This window comes from Shewanella sp. WE21, assembly GCF_002966515.1.
GTDB lineage: Bacteria > Pseudomonadota > Gammaproteobacteria > Enterobacterales > Shewanellaceae > Shewanella > Shewanella oncorhynchi.
Genome location: NZ_CP023019.1, coordinates 225,761 through 240,895 on the forward strand (window position 1 = coordinate 225,761; position 15,135 = coordinate 240,895).

At 46.5% G+C, this 15,135-nt stretch carries 11 protein-coding genes; 10 read left to right on the forward strand and 1 reads right to left on the reverse strand.

Features of this window, described 5'->3' with window-relative positions:
- The first annotated feature begins 11 nt into the window (after nt 1–11).
- From xseB to dxs, 3 genes are read left to right on the forward strand one after another with little or no spacing between them, the layout of a single operon-like run.
- Nucleotides 12–251, forward strand: coding sequence for an exodeoxyribonuclease VII small subunit (gene xseB, locus CKQ84_RS00915; protein ID WP_006080884.1), 240 nt, complete (start codon nt 12–14; stop codon nt 249–251).
- 2 nt (nt 252–253) lie between these two features.
- Nucleotides 254–1,135, forward strand: coding sequence for a (2E,6E)-farnesyl diphosphate synthase (ispA, locus tag CKQ84_RS00920; RefSeq protein ID WP_028760690.1), 882 nt, complete (start codon nt 254–256; stop codon nt 1,133–1,135).
- A 21-nt stretch (nt 1,136–1,156) separates the two neighbouring features.
- Nucleotides 1,157–3,025 carry a 1-deoxy-D-xylulose-5-phosphate synthase gene (dxs, locus tag CKQ84_RS00925; protein ID WP_105249771.1) on the forward strand — a complete coding sequence of 623 codons (1,869 nt, stop codon included), beginning with the start codon at nt 1,157–1,159 and terminating at the stop codon, nt 3,023–3,025.
- A 126-nt stretch (nt 3,026–3,151) separates the two neighbouring features.
- On the opposite strand, the gene grpE is transcribed toward dxs, so the two are convergent.
- Nucleotides 3,152–3,772, reverse strand: coding sequence for a nucleotide exchange factor GrpE (grpE, locus tag CKQ84_RS00930; RefSeq protein WP_028760692.1), 621 nt, complete (start codon nt 3,770–3,772; stop codon nt 3,152–3,154).
- Nucleotides 3,773–3,872: 100 nt separating this feature from the next.
- Between grpE and nadK the strand changes: the two genes are divergently transcribed.
- From nadK to CKQ84_RS00965, 7 genes are all read left to right on the forward strand, one after another.
- Entirely contained in the window at nt 3,873–4,751 is an 879-nt protein-coding gene (gene nadK, locus CKQ84_RS00935; RefSeq protein ID WP_081729057.1) for an NAD(+) kinase, read from the forward strand.
- Nucleotides 4,752–5,767: 1,016 nt separating this feature from the next.
- A complete protein-coding gene (locus CKQ84_RS00940) occupies nt 5,768–7,411 on the forward strand; it encodes an L-lactate permease (RefSeq protein WP_049821741.1) in 1,644 nt (547 codons plus the stop codon).
- Between the two features lie 77 nt (nt 7,412–7,488).
- Nucleotides 7,489–10,293, forward strand: a complete 2,805-nt coding sequence (locus CKQ84_RS00945; protein ID WP_105249772.1) for an FAD-binding and (Fe-S)-binding domain-containing protein — start codon at nt 7,489–7,491, stop codon at nt 10,291–10,293.
- A 311-nt stretch (nt 10,294–10,604) separates the two neighbouring features.
- On the forward strand, nt 10,605–11,348 hold the full coding sequence (locus tag CKQ84_RS00950) for a (Fe-S)-binding protein (RefSeq protein WP_006085148.1): 744 nt from the start codon (nt 10,605–10,607) through the stop codon (nt 11,346–11,348).
- Nucleotides 11,349–11,358: 10 nt separating this feature from the next.
- On the forward strand, nt 11,359–12,753 hold the full coding sequence (locus CKQ84_RS00955; protein ID WP_105249773.1) for a lactate utilization protein B: 1,395 nt from the start codon (nt 11,359–11,361) through the stop codon (nt 12,751–12,753).
- A gap of 1 nt (nt 12,754) precedes the next feature.
- On the forward strand, nt 12,755–13,324 hold the full coding sequence (locus CKQ84_RS00960; protein ID WP_028760696.1) for an LUD domain-containing protein: 570 nt from the start codon (nt 12,755–12,757) through the stop codon (nt 13,322–13,324).
- Nucleotides 13,325–13,950: 626 nt separating this feature from the next.
- Nucleotides 13,951–15,129, forward strand: coding sequence for an AAA family ATPase (locus CKQ84_RS00965; protein WP_105249774.1), 1,179 nt, complete (start codon nt 13,951–13,953; stop codon nt 15,127–15,129).
- Nucleotides 15,130–15,135: the final 6 nt, after the last annotated feature.

The window sequence follows — 15,135 nt, forward strand, 5'->3', positions numbered from 1 at the left end:
GAAACCTGAACGTGGCGAAGAAACCCGAAAATCTTAGTTTTGAAGAATCCCTTGGCGAACTTGAACGCATCGTTGCCGATCTAGAACAAGGCGATATCTCCCTCGATGACGCGTTAAAACAATTTGAACGTGGCATCAATCTCGTTCGAAATAGCCAAGCAAAACTCGAACAAGCCCAACAAAAAGTGGCCATTTTACTGAAACAAGACGAAAATGCGCCCCTATCCCCCTATGCCGTTGAGGGCGAATAAGCGTGTTAGTCAGTACCATTCAAGAATATCAACAACGAGTTGATGATCAATTAAAACAGCGTTTTAGTACGCTTGAAGATACAGCTCCCCAATTAAAAGCCGCTATGACTTACGGTGCCTTATTGGGAGGGAAACGCATTCGACCGTTCCTCGTATACAGTGTAGGGCGCATGTTTGGGGTCGAACTTGAAAAGTTAGATGCTTGCGCCGCAGCTATTGAATGTATCCATGCTTATTCATTAATCCACGACGATTTACCCGCCATGGACGATGACGAGCTCCGCCGTGGCCAGCCGACAGTGCATATCGCCTTTGATGAAGCGACGGCCATTTTAGCGGGGGATGCTCTGCAAACCTTAGCCTTTGAAATTGTCACCGAAGCCGTACCAGGGATCAGCAGTGAACAACATATTGCTATGGTAAGAGTATTGGCCAAAGCCTCAGGTTATCGTGGTATGTGTGGAGGCCAAGCGATAGACTTAGCATCGACCGATAAACATATTGATCTTAAAGCGTTAACTCAGCTACATAATATGAAAACCGGCGCCCTTATCAGCTGCGCCGTTGAGTTAGCTTTGATCGCCGCAAACGCGCCAAAAGATCAGTATGCTGCTATGATGGATTTTGCTCGTGCGGTCGGACTCGCCTTCCAAGTACAAGACGATATTCTTGACATCGTAGCCACCACCGAAGAGCTAGGTAAACCGCAAGGCTCTGATACTGAATCGAATAAGAGTACGTTTCCACAACTACTTGGACTACAAGGTGCACAAGACACCGCCAAACAACTGATCCAAGAGGCACTATCAGCGCTGGCTAAATTGCCATACAATAGCCAGTTAATTGCAGACTTCGCCCGCTATATCATTGAGCGAAGAATATAATAAGAGTCGAAGTATCTCGCTATGAGTTTGGACATTTCTCAGTTTCCCGTGTTGGCGCAGGCCAACACCCCCAATGAGCTCCGCCAGCTTCCTCAGGCACTTTTACCACAAGTAGCCGATGAACTGCGCGAGTTCCTTCTTAAGTCTGTTGGCATGTCCAGCGGACATTTTGCCTCTGGGCTCGGCACAGTAGAACTCACTGTGGCACTGCACTATGTCTACAATACCCCTTTTGATCGACTGATCTGGGACGTAGGCCATCAAGCCTATCCCCATAAAATTCTCACGGGTCGACGTGACAAGATGCACACCATTCGGCAAAAAGATGGCTTACATCCTTTCCCATGGCGTGAAGAAAGTGAATACGACACTTTCAGTGTTGGCCATTCAGGCACGTCGATTAGCGCCGCGCTGGCGATGGCGATAGCTGCAGAAAAAGAACAAGCAGGTCGTAAAGTGGTCGCTGTCATCGGCGATGGCGCTATGACCGGCGGCATGGTGTTTGAAGCCATGAACCACGCGGGCGACTTGCACAATGACATGCTCGTGGTACTGAACGACAACGAAATGTCGATTTCAGAAAATGTCGGCGCCCTCAACAATCATTTAGCACAACTGATGTCAGGCCGTTTCTACACCACACTGCGCGAAGGCGGCAAAAAAGTGTTGAAAGGTATGCCAGTCATCAAAGAAATGGCCAAGCGCACTGAGGAACACCTCAAAGGTATGGTCGTTCCTGGCACTCTATTTGAAGAGTTAGGTTTCAACTACATAGGTCCTATCGATGGCCACGACGTAGACGCTCTGGTCGAGACCATGCGCAATATGCGTAATCTGAAAGGTCCACAGGTGCTGCACATCATGACCAAGAAAGGTCGTGGTTATGAACCTGCTGAAAAAGATCCTATCGGTTGGCATGCTGTGCCTAAGTTTGACCCATCACTCTTTAAAAAACCGGCCACCAAACCCGGTTTACCGACCTTTTCTCAAGTCTTCGGTAAATGGTTGTGCGACATTGCCGAACAAGATGAGAAAGTGTTAGCGATTACTCCTGCGATGCGTGAGGGGTCGGGCATGGTGGAGTTTTCCCAGCGCTTCCCGAAACAATATTTCGATGCAGCGATTGCCGAGCAGCATGCAGTCACCTTAGCGGCGGGTTTTGCCTGCGAAGGTTTCAAGCCTGTAGTCGCGATTTACTCGACTTTCCTGCAACGCGCCTATGATCAGCTTATTCACGATGTCGCACTACAACAATTGCCCGTGTTATTTGCCATTGACCGTGGCGGTATCGTCGGTGCCGATGGTCCAACCCACCAAGGTGCATTCGATTTAAGTTTTATGCGTTGTATCCCTAATATGGTGATCATGGCGCCGTCCGATGAAAACGAATGTCGTCAAATGCTCTACACTGGCTATTGCTATGATGCGGGCCCAAGTGCGGTGCGTTACCCAAGGGGTAGTGCCACGGGAGCGATGCAAGTCGAGTCCATGACTGCGTTGCCAATTGGTAAAGGTGTCATTAAGCGCATCGGTAAGCGTATTGCCATACTTAACTTTGGTACCTTGCTCGCATCGGCATTAACCGCTGCCGAAAGCTTAGATGCGACGGTTGTCGATATGCGCTTTGTGAAACCACTTGATGTTGATCTGGTAAAAGAAATGGCACTAACCCATGAAGTGTTAGTCACTGTGGAGGAAAATGCCATTATAGGCGGTGCGGGTGCCGGAGTGCTTGAACAGCTTCAAAAGCTAAAAATGCCTAAAGCCGTACTCCAAATTGGTTTGCCAGACGAGTTCATTAAACATGGCTCGCCAGAAGAAGTCATCCACGACTTGCAACTGGATGCCGAAGGCATACTGGCGCAAATCAATGCTTATCTAGCGCAATAGGCTGAACTTGCTTATCTCGTTAAGACGCTAAATGTTATCAATAAAAAATTCCGCCCATAAAAAAGGACTGCAATTGCAGTCCTTTTTTGTTGCTGTCTTTTATAACAGCGGCTGATCCAATAAAGCTTAAGCTTCGATATCTATCGTTGCGCTTTCTTGGTTAGGGCCACCCTGTGACACCATCACCATAGCAGGGCGCAGCAAGCGACTGTTCAGCTCATAACCCTTTTGCATCACCAACATCACAGTGTTCGCAGGGAACTCGGCACTTGGCTGCATGCCAATCGCTTGATGTTGATCAGGGTTAAATGACTGACCTTGTGGATCAATTTGCTTAACACCAAATTTAGCCACCGCAGTGAGTAAGCTTTTTTGAGTTAACTCAACACCTTGATAAATCGCTTTCGTCGCTTCATCTTCTGGGTTTGTACCCATTAGCGCGCGCTCCATGTTATCAAGCACAGGCAAAAGCTCATTGGCGAACTTTTCCAAGGCAAACTTGTTCGCCTTTTCCACATCCATTGCGGCACGACGACGAATGTTATCGACCTCGGCTGCGGCGCGGATGACTGAATCCTTCTGCTCTTCAACTTTCGCCAAAGCTTCAGCGAGTAACTGTTCCAGCTCTTCAATACGGAAATTGGCCTGGGTAAGCTCATCGATCAGACTTGCTTCTGCGGTAGATACTTCAGACTCTACACCCTCTTGGATCAGATCCTGTTCTGCTTTAATCGATTCGTTGCTCATTTTCACTCCAGCTAAAAATGCTTTGTTTCTGAAATACTCTGGGCATATTATGGGGATCAATTTTGACGTTTCAAGGCCTAAGGCCAGATCTAGCATAAATATGACCACAAAGTTTCATACTATCGGCCTTATCGGCAAACCTCACCACCAAGGGACCAACCAAACCTTAAAGCGTCTGCATTATTGGCTGACAATGCAGGGCTTTGAAGTCTTAGTGGAAGAGCGTGTTGCTACCGAATTAGGACCCAATATCATAGCGGTCGATTTACTAGAAATTGGCGCGCGTTGCGACTTAGCCATAGTCGTCGGTGGTGACGGTAACATGCTCGGCGCGGCAAGGGTATTAGCCCGCTTTGATTTAGGCGTGATTGGGGTTAACCGCGGCAATTTAGGCTTTTTAACCGATCTGCCGCCCGATGCCTTCGAAGAGGCGCTCGCCAAGGTACTCGATGGAGAGTTCGATACCGAGCATAGATTCTTACTCGAAGCCGAAGTCTATCGCCACGGTATGCTCAAGGCGAGCAACACCGCCGTCAACGAAGCCGTACTCCATCCGGGTAAAATTGCCCACATGATTGAGTTTGAGGTCTATATTGACGATCAGTTCATGTACAGCCAACGTGCCGACGGCATGATAGTGTCAACACCGACCGGTTCAACGGCCTACGCCCTCTCCGCTGGCGGCGCTATCCTGACGCCTAATTTACAGGCACTAATCTTAGTACCTATGTTCCCGCACACTCTGTCGTGTCGCCCGATTGTTGTCGATGCGTGCAGCACCATAAAAATGGTTGTGTCACCTGAAAATGGCGAAAACCTCGAAGTCAGCTGTGATGGCCACGTGCATTTAGCAGTGTTACCCGGCGATGAAATCATAGTGCGCCGCAGCTCTGAACGTTTACGGCTTATTCATCCTAAAGGACACAACTATTTCCACGTTCTGCGGACCAAATTAGGCTGGGGCAGCAAATTGTTTTAAGTCTGTATCTTTGGGCTAAATCACCAAGAAAAGAGACATATCACGTCTCTTTTTTATTTTGTAAATTTAACCTAATAGATTGCCATTAAAGCCTTATCTTTTCCCCTGCACAGTCTTTGGTGAACTTTTTAGCACCACACACAAACGGCTGATATTCGCATTAATGACGTTTAAGCATTAATGACACTAACCAGTTTGATAAAAGTTCAAACAGTATTTTTTAGTTTTGTTACTTAAAATTTCTGCTTCAATTTCACCCTGTTCTCTCAATTTCTCCTCTTAACCCATTAGAAGCGGTCACTTTTTATTTCAACTTTTATGCTGTTCTCTCAATATACTTGAATATTTTGGCTGGCTGTTCGCTCAAATAAACTGAAATTAAATTAAATAATGGTTATAAAATTTCATATTAAAGTAAAATTCATTAAGTGATATCCATCACAATAAAATCGCACCATTTTAAAAGGTGCTCTAGATCACTATAAAAAAACATTCCAAAATGGACATATTAGGCAAACATTACAATAGCTTGATGAAAATAGAAGTAAATGAGTTAATCCAGCCACAACAATCTATGCGACCTTAATCACACCTTAAAAATGACTGAAAAAACCAATAACAGACTATTAATGAAATAAATGGATCAGTTAATTGCAATAATGACGATGAATATGAGTGATAGCTCTACTTTTAATAACCAGAAAAACAAAAAATTTAATTTAATATAACCAAAGTAGATATGCACCCAACAGTCTAAGTGATCATTGTCACATATAAGAAAATCCCCCGAGAGAAGCACCCCGCAGCACTGTAAATTAGCATTTCATATAACAGCCAAGATGATCTAGATCATATTAGTCAAGCTCACAATAGCGTCTAGTACACAACACAGAATGTCGAGACCGTAAGTACTTGCAGTATTAACTGCTGATTTATTGGTCTGGGAAGTCGACATGAAGGCAGATGAAAAATCCTAATATCAATAATAAGACAGACCACTTTATGAAGAGGCAAGCATGACAATACTTCAACTCCTCGCTAGCTTGACGCCAGTGCTCAGTGTAATGCTATTTCTAGTGTTACTCAGAATGCCTGCATCTAAGGCTATGCCTATCTCCATGATAATCACAGCGCTCGCCGCCGTGTTTATTTGGCAAATGGATACCACATTACTGGCGGCATCGGTCCTCGAAGGACTGCTCTCAGCCATCACACCGTTAACCATCATTTTTGGTGCCGTATTCCTACTCAATACCCTGAAATACTCAGGTGCCATGGACACTATCCGTGCTGGGTTTACTAACATCAGTGCCGATGCCCGTGTACAAGTCATCATCATCTGTTGGTTATTCGGTGCCTTTATTGAAGGTAGTGCTGGTTTTGGAACTCCCGCAGCCATTGGCGCACCACTACTGGTATTGCTTGGTGTACCACCCGTTGCCGCAGCTGTCGTGGCTTTAATTGCTGACTCGGCCTGTGTATCCTTCGGTGCGATTGGTCTACCCGTACTTTTTGGGATGGAACAGGGTCTGATCCAAGGTGGCGTGAGCATGGCGGCGGAGCAATTTGCTGCCCATGGTGGTAACTATGCTGGTTATGCTCGATATATCGTCATGCATATGATCACTATCGACTTAATCACAGGTTCATTAATTCCTCTCGTAATGGTGACCATGCTAACTGGATTCTTTGGTCGCAATAAATCCTTTAAGGAAGGCTTAGCAATTTGGAAATTTGCGATTTTCTCAGGTCTTGCCTTTACCGTCCCCGCATGGATCATCAACTACCTTGCAGGCCCAGAATTCCCTTCGGTTATCGGTTCATTGATCGGTATGGCCTTAGTGATCCCGGTTGCGCGTAAAGGCTACTTACTGCCTAAAACGCCATGGAATGATTTCGCAGAGAATGACAGTCAAGAAAGCGGAAAAGTCGAAACAACGGCTAAGTTTTCCCAAATTGCCGCTTGGACACCTTACATCATCATGGCTGCGCTTTTGGTATTGTCGCGTACAGTGGCACCGTTAAAAGCATGGTTATCAAGCTTTAACATCAGCTGGACAGGCCTAATGGGCACTGAGCTTAAAGCCAGCTTCGCAACCTTATATGCACCAGGTGCCTTCTTTGTTGCCGTGTGTATTCTAGGTTTCTTCCTGTTCAAAATGAAAAGCCCTGCGATTCAGCAAACGGTCGGTGTTTCATGTAAGTCCATGTTGCCAACAATTATTTCATTAGGTGCATCAGTGCCTATGGTGAAAATCTTCTTAAACTCAGGCGCTAATGGTGCAGGTCTTGCCTCAATGCCTGTCGCTTTAGCGGATATGTTGGCAGGTTCCATGGGCGCAGTGTGGGCTTGGATGGCGCCTATCGTGGGGATTTTTGGTGCCTTCTTATCCGGTTCAGCCACCTTCTCAAACATGATGTTCTCCAGCCTACAATACAGCGTTGCCGACAATATTGGCATGAACCACACACTGGTATTGGCACTACAAGGTATCGGTGCAAACGCCGGTAACATGATGTGCGTAATGAACGTGGTTGCCGCTGCAACGGTAGTGGGTATGGCAGGTAGAGAGTCAGAAATTATCCGTAAAACAATGCCTGTTGCCATTGGTTATGCCTTACTGGCGGGCACTATAGCTACCCTGTGGGGTGGATTCTAAGCCGTTTTATTTTATTGAATGCCCGAAGTCACTCCCAGTGACTTCGGCTTTAATCTATTAATAAAGAGAGTGATGCTATGTCGATTAACTATAAACTGGTCATCGATGATCTAAGAACGCAATTAGGTGATCATCCCGTGACGGATGATCCCGTTCGCCGTTTTGCCTGGTCCACCGATGCAAGCTACTTCAGGATAGTCCCAGAAGTGGTTGTCCATGCAGAAACCCTAGAACAGGTAAAGCTCACATTAGCCGTTGCCCGTAAGCATGATGCACCCGTCACGTTTAGGGCCGCTGGAACCAGTTTATCTGGCCAAGCTATCGGTGAAGGTATTTTGTTGATCCTTGGCCATGATGGTTTTAGAAAGATTGAAGTCAGTAGCGATGCCAAACAGATCACCTTAGGTGCTGCTGTCATTGGTTCCGACGCTAACGCCGTACTCGCGCCGCTTAACCGCAAAATTGGTCCCGATCCCGCCACCATAGGTTCCGCCAAAATTGGTGGTATTGTGGCAAACAATGCTTCGGGAATGTGCTGTGGTACTGCGCAAAACAGTTACCAAACTATCGCTTCCGCGAAACTTCTTTTTGCAGATGGTACTGAACTCGATACAGGCTGTGAAAAATCAAAAGCTGCCTTTGTTAAATCCCATGGAAAAATACTGGATGCGCTGACAGAACTGTCGCACATGACTCGCCATAACACAGTGTTAGCGGACAGAATTCGTAAAAAGTATTCCATTAAAAATACCACCGGCTACGGCATCAATTCGTTACTCGATTTTACCGACCCATTTGACATCATCAACCACTTAATGGTGGGGATGGAAGGCACCTTAGCCTTTATTAATGAAGTCACTTATCACACAGTGAATGAAGCTAAATTTAAAGCCTCAGCTATGGCCGTATTCCATAATATGGAAGATGCCGCACGAGCCATACCACTGATAAACGGTGAAAGCGTTTCTGCTGCTGAACTCCTTGATTGGCCATCAATCAAAGCAGTAACGGGCAAGCCTGGCATGCCAGATTGGTTATCAGAATTACCGGCCCTATCCGCTATTCTACTGATAGAATCCCGTGCTGATGACGACAAAACCTTAGAAAATTATACTCAAGATGTCACCGCGAAACTCGCCGGCTTTGACTTTATCCGCCCAATGGAATTTAGTACTAATCCAGCGGTTTATGACAAATACTGGGCAATGCGCAAAGGCTTGTTCCCGATTGTAGGTGGTGAGCGTCCAAAGGGAACCTCAGTTATCATCGAAGACGTGGCCTTTGAACTAGAGCACCTTGCTGCGGCGGCGCACGATATCACTGAGCTTTTCCATAAACATGGTTACCCTGAAGGCTGTATTTATGGCCATGCTCTTGCGGGGAACTTCCACTTTATCATTACCCCCACCTTCTCGACTCAAGCCGATATCGATCGTTTCCATGCCTTTATGGATGATATTGCCGACATGGTGATTAACAAGTACGACGGTTCAATGAAAGCCGAGCATGGTACTGGCCGTGCTGTCGCGCCGTTCGTCGAAAAAGAATGGGGACAAGATGCTTACACTTTGATGAAGAGCATCAAACAAGTATTTGATCCACAGGGCATTCTAAACCCAGGCGTTATTCTTAACGACGATAGCAATGTCCACGTTAAAAACATCAAGCCCTGCCCTGTGGTCGATGATTTTGTTGATAAATGTATCGAATGTGGTTTCTGTGAAAAAACCTGCCCAACATCGGCACTCAACTTCTCACCTCGTCAACGTATTGCGACTCTGCGTGAAATAGAACGTTTAGAACAATCCGGTGATAAAGCCGCAGCAGCAGAAATGCGCGCCGCAGCTAAATACGATGTAGTTGATACCTGTGCCGCCTGCCAGCTTTGTACTATTGCTTGCCCAGTGGATAACAGCATGGGCCAACTGGTGCGTAAACTGCGCACGCCGTACATCAGCACTACTGAACAAAAAGTCTTAGATTTCCAAGCCAAACACTTTGGCGCAGTTAACCAAGTTATCAGTTCAGGTTTTGACATGCTTGGCGTGATCCACAAGATCACTGGCGATAACATTACCAGTGCCCTAATGAAAACCGGCCGTTTGATTTCAAAAGAAGTGCCTTATTGGAACCCCGATTTCCCGAAAGGCGGCAAATTGCCAAAACCATCCCCCGCTAAAGTTGGCCAAGAAACAGTGGTTTACTTCCCAGCCTGCGGCGGCAGAACCTTTGGTCCGACGCCAAAAGATCCCGATAACCGCACTTTGCCTGAGGTGGTCGTCACGCTGCTGGAACGTGCTGGCTATAACGTCATCACGCCAGAAAAAACCCGCGATTTATGTTGCGGCCAGATGTGGGAATCTAAGGGCGACTTTAAAAACGCCGATGCCAAACGCCAAGAACTTATCGATGCAGTGAGCAAGATGACCAATGGTGGTAAGCTGCCAGTGATCGTCGATGCCCTGTCTTGCACCTACCGCACTTTGTCAGGTAATCCAAAAGTACAAATTATCGACTTAGTTGAGTTTATGCACGACAAGCTACTGACTAAGCTCAACATCAGCAAAAAAGTCAATGTGGCATTGCACTTAGGTTGTAGCGCACGCAAGATGAAACTTGAACCTAAGATGCAAGCAATCGCCGATGCCTGCTCTACACAAGTGCTCAAACCTGCGGGAATTGACTGCTGCGGTTACGCGGGTGAAAAAGGCTTGTATAAGCCTGAAATCAACGCCAGCGCACTGCGTAATATTAAAAAGCTCATTCCTGTCGAGATTAAGGAAGGCTATTACGCCAACCGTATGTGCGAAGTCGGTTTGACCCAACACAGCGGCATTTCCTACCGCCACTTAGCTTATCTGCTCGAAGAGTGCAGCCGCTAATCTGGTATGACAGTAGTAAACAAACGGGGCTATTTTTAGCCCCGTTTGTTTATATAAGCGAACTATTCTCATTTATTTATCATTAAGTATTTTTTGAGAATTTCAAACCTGAATAAATACATTTTAAAACCAATGTAATCATCAAGTTAAAATATTCTCATTTTTGAAAAAATCTACAAGATCATTTACTAAATTAGGGCTACTTATTCCGCTAAGATAGGCCTATATTTGATCAACTACCTTAGCATTAGTGTGGATATTGGGTCACACTGCAAGGCAATGTCGTTCACTAACAAGAAAGAGAAAACACAATGAAAATCGCCCTTTTCATCCCGTGTCTAGTCAATCAAATGATGCCAGAGGTCGCGATTGCCACCTTGGAATTATTAGAGAAACTCGGGCACCAAGTGATTCTACCCGCGGGTCAAACATGCTGTGGCCAGCCGATGACAAACTCGGGTTGCTTCGATGCAGCACGCAGTACCACCCTTAAATTGCTCAACGCCTTTAAAGGAGTGGAATGCGACGCTATTGTTTGCCCTGCCGCCTCTTGTTTAGTGGCCGCCAAAGAAAACTTCCACGAGTTTGATAGCAGCCCAGAAGCACAAGCTGTGATCAACAAACTCTATGAACTCACAGAGTTTTTACACGATATCGCGCCGATCCCAGCCTTTACCAAGCCCTTCGCGCACAAGGTAAGCTTGCAACTGAGTTGCCATGGCATTCGCATGTTAAGCCTTGCCACCCCAAGTGAGCAAATGGGGCCAAGATTCAACAAAGTCGAAGCTGTATTGGCCAATATTGCCGGCATAGACATAGTGTATCCAGACCGCCGTGACGAATGCTGCGGCTTTGGTGGCACCTTCGCCGTCGATGAAGGCGCAGTGTCAGCCAAAATGGGCAAAGACAAGGCCCAAGCCCACGCCGCAACGGGTGCTGAGTATGTGGTGGGTTTTGATCCTTCATGCCTGTTGCACCTCGATGGCATGATCCGCAGACAGCAATTGCCGATTGAAATTCGCCACATAGCGCAAGTGCTAAACGCCGCGCTCTAGGAGACTCACCATGGCTTACAATCATAATCACGGAGCTAATGGCTCCCAAGTCCATGCCCATAAAGCCGATATTTTTTGCCGCGACGAAACCCGTGTCGACTGGCATTCAAAAGCGCTATGGATGCTCAGAGAAAAACGCGACCGCGCCGCGGGTAGCATCCCAGAATGGGAACAACTGCGCCAGCTTGGCTCAGAAATTAAGCTCCACACGCTAACCCATCTTGCTCAATATCTTGAAACCTTTGAACAAAACTGTATCGCCAACGGCATACAAGTCCATTGGGCGAAAGATGGCGCAGAGCACAATCGTATCGTGCATGACATTTTATCCCGCCAAAAAGTCAAAAAGTTGGTGAAGTCTAAGTCTATGCTGACCGAGGAATGTCACCTCAATCCGTACTTAGAACAACGTGGCATTGAGGTCATAGACACCGACTTAGGTGAGCGGATTATTCAGCTCGCCAAAATGCCACCATCACACATAGTCGTGCCTGCTATCCATATGAAAAAGGAAGAAGTCGGCGAACTCTTCCATGAAAAACTCGGCACTAAAGCGGGGGGATCCGATCCCTTGTATTTAACCCGCGCCGCCCGTGCCCACTTGCGTGAACAGTTCCTTAGCGCCGATGCCGCGATGACAGGCGTGAACATGGCGATTGCCGATAAAGGCGCCGTGGTGGTCTGCACGAACGAAGGCAACGCCGACATGGGTGCTAACCTGCCTAAGTTGCAGTTGCATTCAATGGGCATCGACAAAGTGGTGCCCGATATCGATAGCGCCGCCGTTTTACTGCGAACACTGGCGCGCAACGCCACGGGCCAACCTGTCACGACTTATAGCGCCTTTTACCGTGGCCCACAGCCCGAAGGTGAGATGCACATTATTATCGTCGACAATGGCCGCACTGAGATGCTCAAGGATAAAATCCTCGCAGAATCATTGAAATGTATTCGTTGTGGTGGTTGCCTCAATACCTGTCCTGTGTATCGTCGCTCCGGCGGTTACAGCTACAACTACACTATCCCTGGCCCAATTGGTATCGCAGTGGGCGCTAAGATTGATGACACTAACTCGATTGCCTGGGCCTGTACCTTGTGTGGCAGCTGTACCTATATCTGCCCGACTAAAGTACCGCTCGATAAGATTATTTTCCACCACAGACGCCTTAAGGCTGAAGCCGGAAAACTCCCCTATGGCAAAAACAGTTACATGCCATTAGTGGGTAAATTTATGGCAAGCGAAACCATGCTTAACTGCTCTATGAGTGTGGCGAGAACTGCGCTGCGCATTCTACCGGGTAGTCTGTTAAAACCCTTTAGCGGTGCATGGGGTAAATACCGTGAACTGCCCGTTGCCCCGAACTCCAGCTTCGAAGCTTGGTTTAAGAAACACAGGAGCCTATAAGATGTCTAGTAAACTTGAAATTCTCAATGCGCTCAAACTGTCGGCCTTAACAAATCATCCTATGCCAAGCATAGATGTGACGCCAAGAGTCGAAAATCTCGTCGGCCAGTTCGAGACCAACCTCAATACTGTCGCGGGTACGCTGCATAAAGAAGGTGGCATCAAAGCCCTGCAAGCCAAAGTCGATGAACTTATCGCCCAAGGGTTACAGGTCATCTCACTTGTAGAGGGGGTCACGGCAAACCGTGAAATGCCACCCACTGCCCACGAGCTCAAAAACATAGATTATGCAGTGATCCCAGGTGACATTGGCGTTGCCGAAAACGGTGCCATTTGGGTTAACAATAAAAATCTAGGCCACAGAGTGACACCTTTTATCTGTGAAAACCTGATCTTAGCCCTGCCAACGAATAAGATTGTGCCGACCCTACATCAGGCAGCTAAAGAAATCACGTTAGCCTCAGGTGAGTTCGGGGTGTTTATCGCGGGTCCATCAAAAACTGCCGATATCGAACAAGCCCTCGTCGTCGGCGCCCACGGCGCCTGCAGCTTGAACGTGTATTTGCTCTAATGCCTCGAGATTTAATGTAACCAAGAAAATTCAAGGGTTATGGAATCATCGAAACACAAAAGCCGCCTTCATTAGCGGCTTTCTTATTGAGACTTCGCTGAATGATATTTGATTTGTAGGCTGATAAACCACTAACACAGCTTACTAATTAACGTTTATTGACAAGCAGTTTACAGGCTTGCCATGGCATTCGTTCGCCGACTTGGTGAATAGAAACCTAGGGCCTCTAAGCTTATGAACGAGAGCCATGGTCGTTCTCATGCATCCCTGCATTGCACGACATTCAGGCGTCCTGCCTATCAGATGGCGAACTGGCAGTTAAACACGGATGTTGTTCCGTGGATGCAGGGTCGCCCCGTCCTGCTCTTTGATGAACGGCGCCATCACTGATATTTATCTGCGTACGTTAGTGAACGCTTAAATATCAATTAAATATTAAGACATTGATTTACAGTGTGATATTGCTACGACCTAAGGTAATCGTTAGTAATAAGCAGGGGATCTTTATCAAGTCGCTTTAACCGCGTGCGATAGTGCACATACTGAGGATACCTTGATAGTATCCTCGACTCGGTTGATAGTATTCTCGACTATGTCCATTAGGCATTTATAGTAAAGGTGAGTAAATGAACGAGGTATTACTACAAATAAAGGCGCTCACCAATGGTGATCCTTTATTGACGGCTGTCATTGTTGGAGTATTAACATTAACGTTAATTGGACTCGTAGGCTACATGCTAAAAGATGTCCCCGCGAAGCTGTTAAGTTGGCTCAGTAGTCTGCTGTTTGTGCGGCTCACTATAGACGATAGCCATCAGGCGCGCACAGAGGTATTCAATAAACTGTCCTTTTTGATCAGTAATACTACCATTCCGTTTTTTTCACGCTCTATCTCTGAGGCTGTGTACTATGACTATAGTGTGAGTTACGACGGGCGTGTCAGTGTTAAGTCTATCGGCTACGGTATGCACCTGTTTAAATACGGTGGTTGTTTCATGTTGGCTACCCGCTCTAAGGTCGATAGTACGATGGCATACGATACTATTACTGTAAGTGCACCATGGTGGGCAAAAGATAAACTATACAGTTTTTTAGAAGATACTCGTGGAGACATCTCTACAGAGCCAAAAGTGAATATTTTCGAAGAAACCGAATGGTGTCGCTATGGCACATTGAAATCATCGGGTTTTAGTGAATTAGTGCTAGATGAAGGGTTTAAGCAGAAGTTGATGGGGGAAGTTGATAACTTCGCAAGTAGGGGAAAATCGGTTGTAAGTAAGCTAACCATACTGTTACATGGAAAAACGGGTACTGGTAAGACGGGTATAGCGAGAGCCTTAGCTGTTGAGTATCATCGCGATCTATACATATTGAATCTATCGACTGTAAATGATGCCACTATTCATAAGGCGATTAGAAAGGTACCACCCGGAGCTATGTTGTTAATAGAGGACTGTGACTGTGTAAAGGCTACGGTATCACGTACTGCTGAAAGCAATGTAGATAACCCACCACTCACTTTAGGTGGCGTTCTAAACGCGTTAGACGGAATCATTCCTCTTGATGACTGCCTTGTAATAATGACCACAAATCATCCTGATAATCTTGACCCAGCGTTGATACGTAAAGGTCGTGTAGATGTCAGTATTGAAGTACCACTTATCAGTGCAAAACAAGTTAATGAAGACTACTTTGAGCGTTTTGGCGCAGTTCTTAATAGAACTGAGCCATTGTTAGGTTGTGAAGTCTATGAACTCCATCGCAGAGCGAACTTAAGATATGGAGTGTGTTGTAAGCCAGTGTAGATGCTC

Coding starts and splice junctions, on each gene's coding strand:
- CKQ84_RS00965 (WP_105249774.1), top strand. CDS start 13,951: ATGAACGAGGTATTACTACAAATAAAGGCGCTCACCAATGGTGATCCT.
- CKQ84_RS00960 (WP_028760696.1), top strand. CDS start 12,755: ATGTCTAGTAAACTTGAAATTCTCAATGCGCTCAAACTGTCGGCCTTA.
- grpE (WP_028760692.1), bottom strand. CDS start 3,772: ATGAGCAACGAATCGATTAAAGCAGAACAGGATCTGATCCAAGAGGGT.
- dxs (WP_105249771.1), top strand. CDS start 1,157: ATGAGTTTGGACATTTCTCAGTTTCCCGTGTTGGCGCAGGCCAACACC.
- CKQ84_RS00940 (WP_049821741.1), top strand. CDS start 5,768: ATGACAATACTTCAACTCCTCGCTAGCTTGACGCCAGTGCTCAGTGTA.
- CKQ84_RS00945 (WP_105249772.1), top strand. CDS start 7,489: ATGTCGATTAACTATAAACTGGTCATCGATGATCTAAGAACGCAATTA.
- nadK (WP_081729057.1), top strand. CDS start 3,873: ATGACCACAAAGTTTCATACTATCGGCCTTATCGGCAAACCTCACCAC.
- CKQ84_RS00955 (WP_105249773.1), top strand. CDS start 11,359: ATGGCTTACAATCATAATCACGGAGCTAATGGCTCCCAAGTCCATGCC.
- CKQ84_RS00950 (WP_006085148.1), top strand. CDS start 10,605: ATGAAAATCGCCCTTTTCATCCCGTGTCTAGTCAATCAAATGATGCCA.